This is a genomic window from Klebsiella sp. I138, from assembly GCF_051131765.1.
Classification (GTDB): Bacteria; Pseudomonadota; Gammaproteobacteria; order Enterobacterales; family Enterobacteriaceae; genus Klebsiella.
In genome coordinates this window covers 5,462,296-5,474,613 of record NZ_CP180447.1, presented here as the reverse complement: position 1 = coordinate 5,474,613, position 12,318 = coordinate 5,462,296, and the positions used below count along the sequence as shown (strand labels likewise).

At 53.6% G+C, this 12,318-nt stretch carries 15 protein-coding genes; 5 read left to right on the top strand and 10 right to left on the bottom strand.

Features of this window, described 5'->3' with window-relative positions; translation table 11 throughout:
• Window positions 1-6: 6 nt before the first annotated feature.
• Window positions 7-1,077 carry a 3-deoxy-7-phosphoheptulonate synthase AroF gene (gene aroF, locus ACMYSK_RS25670; protein ID WP_434639249.1) on the bottom strand — a complete coding sequence of 357 codons (1,071 nt, stop codon included), beginning with the start codon at window positions 1,075-1,077 and terminating at the stop codon, window positions 7-9.
• A 349-nt stretch (window positions 1,078-1,426) separates the two neighbouring features.
• Between aroF and ACMYSK_RS25665 the strand changes: the two genes are divergently transcribed.
• Genes ACMYSK_RS25665 through ACMYSK_RS25655 form a run of 3 tightly spaced genes read left to right on the top strand, consistent with a single transcriptional unit; the run spans window position 1,427 to window position 3,646 of the window.
• Window positions 1,427-1,936 carry a YfiR family protein gene (locus ACMYSK_RS25665; RefSeq protein WP_434639248.1) on the top strand — a complete coding sequence of 170 codons (510 nt, stop codon included), beginning with the start codon at window positions 1,427-1,429 and terminating at the stop codon, window positions 1,934-1,936.
• Window positions 1,929-3,152, top strand: coding sequence for a diguanylate cyclase DgcN (gene dgcN / locus ACMYSK_RS25660; protein WP_434639247.1), 1,224 nt, complete (start codon window positions 1,929-1,931; stop codon window positions 3,150-3,152). The genes ACMYSK_RS25665 and dgcN overlap by 8 nt, the downstream gene beginning before the upstream one ends.
• Before the next feature lie 11 nt (window positions 3,153-3,163).
• Window positions 3,164-3,646 (top strand): OmpA family protein, encoded by a 483-nt coding sequence (locus ACMYSK_RS25655; RefSeq protein ID WP_434639246.1) that lies wholly within the window; start codon window positions 3,164-3,166, stop codon window positions 3,644-3,646.
• Window positions 3,647-3,651: 5 nt separating this feature from the next.
• On the opposite strand, the gene ACMYSK_RS25650 is transcribed toward ACMYSK_RS25655, so the two are convergent.
• The 7 genes from ACMYSK_RS25650 to ffh form a co-directional block, all read right to left on the bottom strand.
• Window positions 3,652-5,016, bottom strand: coding sequence for a PepSY-associated TM helix domain-containing protein (locus ACMYSK_RS25650; protein WP_434639245.1), 1,365 nt, complete (start codon window positions 5,014-5,016; stop codon window positions 3,652-3,654).
• 53 nt (window positions 5,017-5,069) lie between these two features.
• Window positions 5,070-5,501, bottom strand: a complete 432-nt coding sequence (locus ACMYSK_RS25645) for a DUF2946 domain-containing protein (RefSeq protein WP_434639244.1) — start codon at window positions 5,499-5,501, stop codon at window positions 5,070-5,072.
• Window positions 5,502-5,622: 121 nt separating this feature from the next.
• The gene (gene rplS / locus ACMYSK_RS25640) at window positions 5,623-5,970 is read right to left on the bottom strand and encodes a 50S ribosomal protein L19 (protein WP_002914145.1); all 348 of its coding nucleotides are present in this window, start codon (window positions 5,968-5,970) and stop codon (window positions 5,623-5,625) included.
• 39 nt (window positions 5,971-6,009) lie between these two features.
• On the bottom strand, window positions 6,010-6,777 hold the full coding sequence (gene trmD, locus ACMYSK_RS25635; protein ID WP_004866546.1) for a tRNA (guanosine(37)-N1)-methyltransferase TrmD: 768 nt from the start codon (window positions 6,775-6,777) through the stop codon (window positions 6,010-6,012).
• A 31-nt stretch (window positions 6,778-6,808) separates the two neighbouring features.
• Window positions 6,809-7,357, bottom strand: coding sequence for a ribosome maturation factor RimM (rimM, locus tag ACMYSK_RS25630; protein WP_045855721.1), 549 nt, complete (start codon window positions 7,355-7,357; stop codon window positions 6,809-6,811).
• An 18-nt stretch (window positions 7,358-7,375) separates the two neighbouring features.
• On the bottom strand, window positions 7,376-7,624 hold the full coding sequence (gene rpsP, locus ACMYSK_RS25625) for a 30S ribosomal protein S16 (RefSeq protein WP_041146791.1): 249 nt from the start codon (window positions 7,622-7,624) through the stop codon (window positions 7,376-7,378).
• A 249-nt stretch (window positions 7,625-7,873) separates the two neighbouring features.
• On the bottom strand, window positions 7,874-9,238 hold the full coding sequence (gene ffh / locus ACMYSK_RS25620; protein ID WP_041146792.1) for a signal recognition particle protein: 1,365 nt from the start codon (window positions 9,236-9,238) through the stop codon (window positions 7,874-7,876).
• Between the two features lie 167 nt (window positions 9,239-9,405).
• Between ffh and ACMYSK_RS25615 the strand changes: the two genes are divergently transcribed.
• The gene (locus ACMYSK_RS25615; protein WP_434639243.1) at window positions 9,406-10,197 is read left to right on the top strand and encodes a cytochrome C assembly family protein; all 792 of its coding nucleotides are present in this window, start codon (window positions 9,406-9,408) and stop codon (window positions 10,195-10,197) included.
• Here ACMYSK_RS25615 and ACMYSK_RS25610 read toward each other — a convergent pair.
• Window positions 10,190-10,363, bottom strand: a complete 174-nt coding sequence (locus tag ACMYSK_RS25610; protein WP_434639242.1) for a hypothetical protein — start codon at window positions 10,361-10,363, stop codon at window positions 10,190-10,192. The genes ACMYSK_RS25615 and ACMYSK_RS25610 overlap by 8 nt on opposite strands.
• On the opposite strand from ACMYSK_RS25610, the gene ACMYSK_RS25605 reads away from it, so the two are divergent.
• A complete protein-coding gene (locus tag ACMYSK_RS25605) occupies window positions 10,317-11,603 on the top strand; it encodes an HlyC/CorC family transporter (RefSeq protein WP_434644371.1) in 1,287 nt (428 codons plus the stop codon). The genes ACMYSK_RS25610 and ACMYSK_RS25605 overlap by 47 nt on opposite strands.
• A 118-nt stretch (window positions 11,604-11,721) precedes the next feature.
• On the opposite strand, the gene grpE is transcribed toward ACMYSK_RS25605, so the two are convergent.
• Window positions 11,722-12,312 (bottom strand): nucleotide exchange factor GrpE, encoded by a 591-nt coding sequence (gene grpE / locus ACMYSK_RS25600; RefSeq protein ID WP_434639241.1) that lies wholly within the window; start codon window positions 12,310-12,312, stop codon window positions 11,722-11,724.
• Window positions 12,313-12,318: the final 6 nt, after the last annotated feature.

Below are 12,318 nucleotides of genomic sequence, written 5' to 3'. Positions count from 1 at the left end.
ATCCTCTTACCCCTGACGAGCCGCCAGATGACCGCGCAGATCTTGATCCAGTTCGCGGAGCAGTGCATCGGTAGTTTCCCAGCTGATGCAGGCATCGGTGACGGATACGCCGTATTTCATATCACAACGCGGCTGCTCAGAAGACTGATTACCTTCGTGGATATTACTTTCAATCATCAGGCCAATGATGGAACGATTACCATCTTTGATCTGTGCGACGACGGATTCCGCAACCGCTGGCTGGCGACGGTAGTCTTTATTGGAATTCCCATGACTGCAATCTACCATCAGCGACGGTTTCAGTCCCGCCTGAGACATCTCTTTTTCACACTTCTCGACATCTTCCGGCCCGTAGTTAGGGGCTTTACCGCCGCGCAGAATAACGTGACCGTTCGGGTTGCCCTGGGTTTGTAACAGGCAAACCTGGCCGGCCTGGTTAATCCCGACGAAACGGTGTGGCATCGCCGCGGCACGCATCGCGTTAATTGCCGTCGACAAGCTACCGTCGGTACCGTTCTTAAAGCCCACCGGCATTGACAGCCCTGAAGCCATTTCGCGGTGAGTCTGAGATTCGGTGGTCCGCGCGCCGATAGCAGACCAGCTAAACAGATCGCCAAGGTACTGCGGGCTGTTCGGGTCCAGCGCTTCCGTTGCCAGCGGTAATCCCATATTGACCAGCTCAACCAGCAGGCGACGCGCAATCTTCAGCCCGCCTTCAACATCAAACGAGCCATCCATATGCGGATCGTTAATCAGCCCTTTCCAACCGACGGTGGTACGGGGTTTTTCAAAATAGACGCGCATGACCAGGTAGAGGCTATCGCTGACCTCTTCGGCAAGTGCTTTAAAACGATGAGCGTATTCAATTGCCGCTTCGGGATCGTGAATCGAGCAAGGTCCGCATACCACCAGCAGGCGCGGATCGCGACCGGCAATGATGTCAGAAATAGTCTGACGGGACAGCGCAATTTGCGCTTCTTGCTCGAGGCTCAGCGGGAATTCAGCTTTCAGCTGATCCGGCGTGATCAGAACCTGTTCGTCGGTAATATGTACGTTGTTCAGCGCGTCTTTTTGCATGATTGCGATCCTGTGTAGCTCGTTTGCGATAGTGGGTTCCTCAGTGAGGAGTGACGTAACGATACCACACAAAGTAAAGATTTCAATCCATAATCCGTAAATTTTACTTTACACAAGCAAATTAAATGGCGCTTTATTTCACTATTATCGTAAACTTAATTATACACACCGATATCAAGCCTTGCTGAAACACCCCATCCATTCATCCTTCCTTTACGAAAAATCCTGGCCAGAATTATCTTAAAGCAAAGGGGGCTGTTAATGACGCTTCCCATCAACAATGGTATCCTGCCGCTGGGCATCAGCGATCTGCAATTCATGCACCCTGGCGAACCTGACGGATCCGTTAATGAAAGAGTTTTACCGTCTTTTTTTTATTTTTTTGTTATTTATCGTGGGTTTTCCCGCTTTCGCCACTGACGCGCCTAAAAATGTTCGGGCCATTGTTTCGGGAATTGTGACCTATACCCATTGGCCAGCATTATCCGGCCAGCCCAGGTTGTGTATTTTTTCTACCTCACGTTATATCTACAGCCTGGCTCAGGAAAAACCTGAGGCTTTACCGTATAAACCGGTCATTGTGCGTAATACAGAGGAAGCATTGAATACGGTCTGTGATGGCTTTTATTTTGGCAGCGAGTCACCATCTCAACAGACTGAGCTCACGGCAAAATATCAATCCCGTCCCCTGTTACTCATTGCGGAACAAAATAGCGAGTGTGCCATCGGCAGTGCTTTTTGCCTGATCATAAATGACGAAAGGGTCAGATTCTCCGTGAATCTGGATGTCCTGACACACAGCGGTGTGCGGGTTAATCCAGACGTACTGATGCTTGCCCGGAATAACGCACATGAATAAGGATTTATCTCAGGCTCCGCGGCCCACATTTAAAAGAGCGCTACGCCGTATCAGCGTGATAAGCGTTGTGATCTCAATGACCCTGGTCTGGCTATTGCTGAGCACCGCGTCAGTCTTTACGCTGAAACAGTATGCGCAGAAAAATCTGGCGCTCACGGCCGCCACGATGAGCCGCAGCCTGGAAGCGGCGCTGGTATTCGACGACAGCTCTGCGGCACAGGACACGCTGGCCACGCTAGGAAGGCAGGGGCAGTTTTCAGAAGCGCTGGTGCTGGACAGTCAGCAAAATCACTTTGCGGTCTGGCGTAACACCGATCTGGTTCGGCAGGAGAAATTTAGCGGTATCATCAGCAAATGGCTTTTCCCTGAACCAACCACCCAGCCAATCTGGCATCAAGGAAAGCTTATCGGCGAGCTTCGTCTGACGGCGCTGGACAGTCTGATCAGCCATTTTCTCGGCATATCGATCATCGTATTGACCGGCAGCATACTGCTGGCCTCTTTTATCGCCTTATTACTGACGCATTCTCTGCACCGCGGTATTGTCACGGCCTTACAGAGCATTACCGAAGTGGTGCATGACATTCGGGAAAACCGCCACTTCTCCCGCCGGGTGCCGGAAGAGCGTATCGAGGAATTTCATTTGTTTGCCCAGGACTTTAATAGTCTTCTGGGTGAGATGGAAGACTGGCAACAGCAGCTGCAGGCCAGAAATGCCCAGTTGCTACGTACGTCACTGCATGACCCGCTGACCGGTCTGGCCAATCGCGCTGCATTTCGTAGCGTGATCAATACGCTGATGAAAGATGAACTATCCCGGCGCAGCTCGGCACTCCTGTTCCTTGACGGCGATAATTTTAAGCTGATCAATGATAACTGGGGTCATGCTACGGGTGACAAGGTCCTCATCGAAGTCGCCAGTCGGCTGATGAACTTTGCCAGCAAACATCATCAGGCCTGGAGATTGGGCGGTGACGAATTTGCGATCCTGCTGCGCGACGTGCACTCTGAGGCAGAAGTGCAGACGCTCTGCACATCGTTATCCGCCCAGTTTCTCGAGCCGTTTAATCTGCATAACGGCCATACCGCCACTCTGTCACTCAGCATCGGCTATGCGCTGGCCTGGGAACACGCGTCAGCGGAGAACCTGCAAGAGTTCGCCGATCAAAACATGTATCGGATGAAACATCAGCGTATTCAGCAAGTACAAAAATAAAAGGAACGACAATGCTCAGGAAATATTTTGCTCCCGCGCTGATGGCCGCGGTTTTACTCACCGGCTGCCAGGCTCCGCAAGGGAAATTCACCCAGGAACAGGTTGCTGCCATGAAGTCCTACGGCTTTACGGAAAGCGATGGAGACTGGTCTCTGGGTTTGTCCGACACCATCCTGTTTGATAAAAATGACTACCATCTGCGTACCGATAGCCAGGCACAAATTCAGAAAATGGCCTCTCGCCTGGCCTCTACCGGCATTACGCACGGGCGCTTAGACGGGCACACCGATAACTACGGTGAAGACAGCTATAACGAAACGCTGTCGCTTAAACGTGCCGACATCGTCGCAGATGCCTGGGCCAAGGGCGCAAATATCCCACGCAGTCATTTAACAACCCGCGGGTTAGGTAAAAAATATCCGATCGCCAGCAACGATACGGCAAAAGGACGTGCTGAAAACCGCCGCGTCACGGTAGTCATCAGCACGCCGTAAGCGCCTTAGTCGACTGATTTAGCGAGCAAAACGGTCGTTGCTGCACGCCAGCGCAAATAGTCAATCAGCAGCCCTGAGGCCAGGCTGGCGCCCATTAATGGTAACGCCAGCCCCAGCATCATCGCGCCAGCCAGCGTAATAACGCGGGCTGGCCATTCCAGGTTGAGCCAGGCCTGAATCAGGGTATTTGCCGGGTTAAATGCCGCATGAGCCGGGCGACGTATCCACCATAAGCGATATCCCACTACGATCATCACGCACAGCGCGATACCAAACGCTATCAGCAGCAGCTGATTGGCAAGACCAAACAGAATCCCCATGTGGAAATCAACGCCCCAGCGGGTCAGCTTGGCCATTAACGGAAAATCGGCAAAACGGGTGCGATCCACAATCTGCATATTTTCGCCATCAACCGCCACGGCATCCACCTGCGTTGGCCAGCTTCTGTCAATTTCATTGACCGTCCACGCCCGCCCCGCCGCTGCCGGAGGACGGATCTCCAGCTTGTTGGCATCCAGTCCCGCCGCACGCGCAGCCGCCAGCACCCGATCAAACTGTTCGTTTTTCGGTGCCAGCACCGCCTCTGTCATATGCCCCATATGATGTTCAGCATGCGGGTCATGCGACATTGGCATGACGCTATGCAATTGCGTATTCACCTGCGGCGTCAGCCAGCCAAATGCCGCGCGCATTTTATCCACATTGCCGCCGGCCCACTGCGACCAGGTCAGTCCGGTGGCGGAAAACAGCAGCATACCTGCCAGTAGCGCCCAGCCCAGAGAAACGTGCAGCCGACGGCTATTCTGCATACGGTTATCTATCCGCTTGCGGGGGCGAGTCATCGCCCAGAGGATAATCCCGCCGAGTGCAGCAACCCACATCCACGATGCCGCCAGCTCGCTATAAAGTCGTCCGCTATCCCCGAGCAGCAACGATCTATGGGCGTAATCGATCCACTGACGCAGCGGTAAAATACCGCTGGTTCCATAGACGGGCATATCACCCGTCACCTTTAGTGTTACCGGGTCGATGAAAATCGCCCGGGTTTCAGACTCTCCCAACTGCGGATCGGCAAACATCACCCGAGTGGTCTCTCCGGCTGCGATTGCTGGGCGTACCGCCTGCAAACGAAGATTCCCCTGAGTCGCCTCTTCTGCAACCGCCAACTGAGCGCTAAGCGGCTGGCGATCGCCACTCAACGAGCCATGCAGGGCGTCCTGATAGAGCCAGTTCTCAAGCTGCGGAGTGGCCACGTATAGCGTCCCGGTGAGGGCTGCCACGAAGATAAACGGTCCGATAAACAGACCAATATAGAAATGGAGGCGTCGCAGTAGGTTGAGCCATGCCGCGCGCGAGGTGCAGGTAGTCATACTTTTCCTTTCTGAAAGCAAAAAGAGAACGTTGCGCTGTGCGCATAGTTATTTTAGAAAGCAGAAAAAGCAGACCGGTGCGGCGGTGCGCGGGTTTCGGGGTAAAGCCAGGGGAAGTAATGCCGGCGCTTCAGCACCAGACACGGGATGAGAATGCATACCCGCCGCAGAAGAGCAGAGATAAGCAGCGCCAGCGCGAAGAGCATCCCAGGAACGTGAGCCAGCAGCACACAGTAGCCACAGGCCTCAGCATGGTCGAGAGGCATCGTGTGCGTCGATTGTGAGGCCGCAGGATAGGACATTGCCTTGTCATGCGGCATATCGGCCATCATCATCGCATGATGCATGCCTGGCATGGCGCTCGTCGGATCTTTTTGCAATGAGATCGAGATCAGCGGTGCAATGACAATCAGCAGGATCGAAAACAGCGCCAGCCATGCGGCCCACCGTTTGAATGCTGATAGTTGGGTAATATTGCTGACCACCGCCCCTCCAAAATGAGGGCGATATTGTAAATGATTTACGTCGAAATGGTTAAATTAAAGATAAAAAAAGGGCCAGCCTATCAGGCCAGCCCTTTTCATCAGGATGTCGCGAAAGCGAATCTTAGTTAAGACGCTCTTTGATACGAGCAGACTTACCGGTACGCTCACGCAGGTAGTACAGTTTAGCTTTACGTACAGCACCACGACGTTTAACAGCAATGCTGTCAACTACCGGAGAGTGAGTCTGGAAGACACGCTCAACGCCTTCGCCGTTGGAAATTTTACGAACAGTGAATGCAGAGTGCAGACCGCGGTTACGAATAGCGATAACCACGCCCTCGAATGCCTGCAGACGTTTTTTGGAACCTTCAACAACCCATACTTTCACTTCCACGGTATCACCCGGACGGAAGGAAGGTACGTCCTGCTTCATCTGTTCTTGTTCAAGTTGCTTAATAATGTTGCTCATAATTTAATCTCTTATCCTGGGTAAACTGATATTGGGGGCTTACGCCATCCCATCATGTTTATGCTGCTGTTTTGCGTGTTCAGTCTTGAACTCCGCCAGCAACTTTGCTTGCTCTTCAGTCAGAGCCAGGTTTTCCAAAAGTTCAGGTCTTCTAAGCCAGGTACGGCCCAGCGACTGTTTCAAACGCCAGCGACGAATCTCAGCATGGTTTCCCGACAGCAAAACTGGCGGTACTTCCATCTCTTCTAACACTTCAGGACGGGTATAGTGTGGGCAGTCCAGCAATCCATCAGCAAAGGAATCTTCCGTTGCCGATGCTTCATGACCCAGAACCCCCGGAATGAACCGGGAAACGGAGTCAATCAGCGTCATGGCTGGTAACTCACCACCGCTGAGAACGTAATCACCGATTGACCATTCTTCGTCAATTTCGGTTTGGATTACGCGCTCATCTATGCCTTCGTAGCGACCGCACACCAGAATCAGTTTCTGATTCGTTGCCAGTTCGCTGACGCCCGCTTGATCAAGCTTGCGTCCCTGAGGTGACAGATAAATCACCTTTGCGCCTTCACCTGCCGCGGCTTTTGCTGTGTGGATGGCGTCCCGTAAGGGTTGCACCATCATTAGCATCCCCGGTCCGCCGCCGTAAGGACGATCGTCCACGGTACGGTGCCGGTCATGAGCAAAGTCACGAGGACTCCAGCTCTGGATGCTCAGCAGGCCATTTTTTACTGCCCGGCCAGTTACCCCGTAATCGGTAATTGCGCGGAACATTTCAGGAAACAGGCTAATTATGCCAATCCACATAGCGCCGTCTTTTACCGTTTATCCGGAGAATTTAAAAACCAGGATCCCAGTCTACTTCGATTGTTCGAGTAGCGAGATCGACTTTCTTGATAACCTGCCCATCGAGGAACGGAACCAACCGCTCCTTGATACCAAATGCATCTTTCAGGTTTGCCTTAATGACGAGAACGTCATTTGACCCGGTTTCCATCATGTCGATGACTTTACCAAGGCCATAGCCTTCAGTGGTGACTACCTGGCAGCCCATCAGGTCTTTCCAGTAATAGTCGCCCTCTCCAAGCTTCGGCAGCTGTGAGGAATCCACGATAATTTCGCAATTAGTCAGTAGATTCGCCGCATCGCGATCGTCAATGCCTTTCAGCTTGATGACGATATCCTGATTGTGGTGGCGCCAGCTTTCCAGCTCAACAACCTGCCACTGACCCGCCTTCTGGATTAACCAGGGCTGATAGTCAAAAATGCTTTCGGCGTCTTCGGTGGAGGAAAACACTCTGAGCCAACCACGGATACCGTAGGAAGAACCCATCTTGCCCAATACGATCGGATCAACAGGTGCTTGTGCGGTGTGTTGCTTGCTCATCATGACCACCGTGACAGATTAAGCTGCTTTGTTCGCTGCTTTGATCAGCGTAGCTACGCGATCGGAAACGGTAGCGCCCTGGCCAACCCAGTGAGCGATACGATCCAGATCCAGACGAGTTTCTTCTTCTTTCGCGGAAGCGATCGGGTTGAAGAAACCAACGCGCTCGATGAAGCGACCGTTGCGTGCATTACGGCTGTCGGTGACAACAACCTGGTAGAACGGACGCTTTTTAGCGCCGTGACGAGCTAAACGAATAGTTACCATAACATCCTCTTGTGTGAATAGAACAACCGGGCCCCATCGAGGAACGGGGCCCGGGTGTCATATTAAAAGCCCGAAAATTTTACTCATTTTTGGGGAAATTGCAATCAACAGTTGATAAGTCTGCTATAAAAGGCCGTCGGTGGTGCGGTCAGTTCAGTGCCGACGTGCGCGCAGCCACCGGAGCGTACACGTAGTACGTGAGGATGGCGAGCACACCCCGGTGCCAAAATGGCGAACAAGCCAGGCCGATTAGCGGCCAGGGAATCCTGGCGGCATCATACCTTTCATGCCACGCATCATCTTCATCATGCCGCCTTTCGACTTCATCTTCTTCATCATGCGCTGCATATCGTCAAACTGTTTGAGCAGACGGTTCACGTCCTGTACCTGCATCCCGCAACCGGCGGCGATACGACGCTTGCGCGAACCTTTGATGATTTCCGGCTTAGCGCGCTCTTTGAGGGTCATCGAGTTGATGATCGCCTCCATCCGCACCAGCACTTTGTCATCCATCTGGGATTTCACGTTGTCCGGGATCTGCCCCATGCCAGGCAGCTTACCCATCAGGCTGGCCATGCCGCCCATGTTTTTCATCTGGCGCAGCTGCTCAAGGAAGTCGGTCAGGTCGAAGCCGTCGCCCTTCTTCAGCTTGGAAGCGAGCTTTTCAGCCTGCGCGCGGTCAACTTTGCTTTCAATATCTTCGATCAGCGACAGCACGTCGCCCATGCCGAGGATACGGGATGCAATGCGATCCGGGTGGAACGGCTCCAGGGCTTCGGTTTTTTCGCCAACGCCGAGGAATTTAATCGGTTTACCGGTGATATGACGAATCGACAGCGCAGCACCGCCGCGGGCGTCACCATCGACTTTAGTCAGAACCACGCCGGTCAGCGGCAGGGCTTCATTAAACGCTTTCGCCGTGTTCGCCGCATCCTGGCCGGTCATCGCATCGACGACAAACAGGGTCTCTACCGGGTTAAGGGCAGCGTGAACCTGCTTAATTTCGTCCATCATCGCTTCGTCAACGTGCAGACGGCCGGCGGTATCCACCAGCAGTACGTCGTAGAACTTCAGCTTCGCTTCTTTCAGCGCGGCATTAACGATGTCGATCGGCTTCTGGCCGACGTCGGACGGGAAGAAATCGACGCTAACCTGCTCGGCCAGCGTTTCCAGCTGTTTGATCGCCGCCGGGCGATAAACGTCTGCGGAGACCACCAGCACTTTCTTCTTGTGCTTCTCGCGCAGGAATTTACCCAGCTTGGCGACGCTGGTGGTTTTACCCGCACCCTGCAGGCCAGCCATCAGCACGACGGCCGGCGGCTGAGCGGCTAAATCCAGCGCCTGGTTCTCTTCGCCCATCGCCGCAACCAGCTCGTTGCGAACGATTTTGACAAACTCCTGACCCGGGGTCAGGCTTTTGTTAACTTCATGACCCACCGCGCTCTCTTTAACGCGGCTGATAAAGTCACGAACGACAGGCAGAGCGACGTCCGCCTCCAGCAGCGCCATGCGGACTTCACGCAGGGTCTCTTTAATGTTGTCTTCGGTAAGGCGTCCGCGGCCGCTAATGTTGCGCAGCGAACGCGACAAACGATCGGTTAAATTATCAAACATTGTCTCTCGCCTGAGGTGGAAACTGTCGGTCGCAGCAGCGACACGAAAAACACGGATTTGGCGCAGTATAACACGACATGCAGCGCGATGTGATGCAACGGTTGGAGCAGACGTCGCGTGACGCTATACTGCTTCTCTTTCTTATATAGTCAACAGTCGACACCCATATGCCTGTTTTTGCTCTGCTCGCGCTTGTCGCCTACTCCATCAGCCTCGCGCTGATCATTCCCGGCCTGTTGCAAAAAAACAGCAGCTGGCGACGGATGGCGATTCTTTCCGCAACTATTGCGCTGATTTGTCATGCTTTTGCGCTGGAGTCACGTATTTTCCCCGGCGGCGAGAGCGGGCAGAATCTCAGCTTATTAAACGTTGGTTCGCTGGTCAGCCTGATGATTTGTACGGTGATGACCATCGTCGCGTCGCGCAACCGCGGCTGGTTGCTGCTGCCTATCGTTTACGCGTTTGCGTTGATTAACCTCGCTTTTGCTACCTTCGTGCCAAACGAGTACATCACCCATCTGGAAACCACGCCAGGAATGCTGGTGCACATCGGCCTGTCACTCTTCTCTTACGCGACGCTGATAATCGCCGCGCTATACGCGCTACAGCTGGCATGGATTGACTATCAGCTGAAAAATAAAAAGCTGGCCTTCAGCCATGAAATGCCGCCGTTGATGAGCATTGAGCGAAAGATGTTTCATATTACGCAGGTTGGCGTGGTCCTGCTGACGCTGACGCTTTGCACCGGCCTGTTTTATATGCATAACCTGTTCAGTACGGAAAATATCGATAAAGCCGTGCTGTCGATCGTCGCGTGGTTCGTCTATATCGTTCTGCTGTGGGGCCACTATCATGAAGGGTGGCGCGGTCGTCGAGTCGTCTGGTTTAACGTCGCCGGAGCAGGTCTGCTGACGCTGGCCTACTTTGGCAGTCGCGTGCTTCAACAGTTTATTAGTTAACCCCAAACACCCGCCAGACCGGGCAGGCGTAATCCTTGCGGAAAGCATGAAGGCTGGCCGCGTTTTGCGCCAGCTGGCACATAAAACAGCCTACCGGGCCTGGCGTTAAGGAGTCCCCCCTGGAACACATATCTACCACCACGCTGATCGTGACACTGATCATCATGGTGATCATCTCCGCTTACTTCTCCGGCTCTGAAACCGGGATGATGACCCTGAACCGCTATCGTCTGCGGCATATGGCGAAACAAGGCAACCGCCAGGCAAAGCGCGTAGAAAAACTGCTGCGCAAACCCGACCGTTTAATCAGCCTGGTGCTGATCGGCAACAACCTCGTGAATATCCTCGCCTCTGCGCTGGGGACGATTGTCGGTATGCGCCTGTATGGCGATGCCGGGGTGGCGATTGCAACTGGCGTACTGACTTTCGTGGTGCTGGTTTTTGCCGAGGTGTTGCCCAAAACCATCGCCGCGCTGTACCCGGAAAAAGTTGCCTATCCGAGCAGCTTCTTACTGGCGCCGTTACAGGTACTGATGATGCCGCTGGTCTGGCTGCTGAACACCATCACCCGTCTTCTGATGCGGATGATGGGCATCAAAACCGATATCATCGTCAGCGGTGCGCTGAGCAAAGACGAACTGCGTACTATCGTGAACGAGTCGCGAACCCAGATCTCCCGTCGTAACCAGGACATGCTGCTGTCAGTGCTGGATCTCGAAAAGGTCAGCGTCGACGATATCATGGTCCCCCGCAATGAAATCATCGGTATCGATATTAACGGCGACTGGAAATCCATCGTGCGTCAGTTGACCCATTCCCCTCATGGTCGCATCGTGCTGTATCGCGGCTCTCTGGATGACGCCATCAGCATGCTGCGCGTACGTGAAGCCTATCGCCTGATGACCGAGAAAAAAGAGTTCACCAAAGAGGTGATGCTGCGCGCCGCCGATGAAATCTACTTCGTGCCGGAAGGGACACCGCTCAGTACGCAGCTGGTGAAGTTTCAGCGGAATAAGAAGAAAGTGGGCCTGGTGGTCGATGAGTACGGTGATATTCAGGGCCTGGTAACGGTAGAAGATATTCTTGAAGAGATTGTCGGCGACTTCACCACGTCTATGTCGCCATCGCTGGCAGAAGAGGTGACTCCGTTAACGGATGGAACGGTGATCATCGACGGCAGCGCCAACGTGCGTGAAATCAACAAAGCGTTCAATTGGCATCTGCCGGAAGATGAGGCCCGGACGGTTAACGGGATTATTCTGGAGGCCCTGGAAGAGATCCCGGTTCCCGGCACGCGCGTGCGCATCGAGCAATATGATATCGATATTCTCGACGTTCAGGACAATATGATTAAGCAGGTGAAGGTCAACCCGGTGAAGCCCATTCGGGAAAGTGCGGCCGAGTAATCATCTGACTTGACGCAGACACGGTGAACCCTGGGTTCGCCGTTTTTTTTTGCCCACGATTTATCAGGCAGCAGGCAGAAAGAAAAACGGCCACCTTCAGGCGGCCGTTTGCGGCGAGTTACTTCGCTTTCGCCACGGTCACCATCGCGGCGCGAATGGTACGACCGTTCAGGGTGTAGCCTTTTTGCATCACGCCCAGCACGTTGCCGGCCGCCACGTCGTCAGACTCAACCATCGCGATGGCCTGGTGCACGTTAGGATCCAGCGGCACGTTGGTGTCAGCAATCACTTCCACACCGAATTTGCGCACAACGTCCAGCATCGACTTCTGCGTCAGCTCGATACCTTCAACCATAGAAGCCATGTCCGGGTTAGCTTTATCAGCCACTTCCAGGGCGCGGTCAAGGCTGTCAATAACCGGCAGCAGTTCGTTGACGAACTTCTCTAGCGCAAATTTGTGTGCTTTTTCTACGTCCAGCTCGGTACGACGACGCAGGTTTTCCATTTCCGCTTTTATGCGCAGGACACCATCGCGTTCACGAGTCTGAGCTTCAACCAGCTGCGCTTCCAGATTCGCAATTTTTTCATCGCGCGGATCCACCTGCTCAGCAGAAACTTCAGGCTCAACCGCCTCAACGTTCTCATGCTGTTCCGTGATAATTTCTTCCGGGGCTTGCCCGTCAGGCGTTTTCTGTTCTTTACTACTCATGAATTT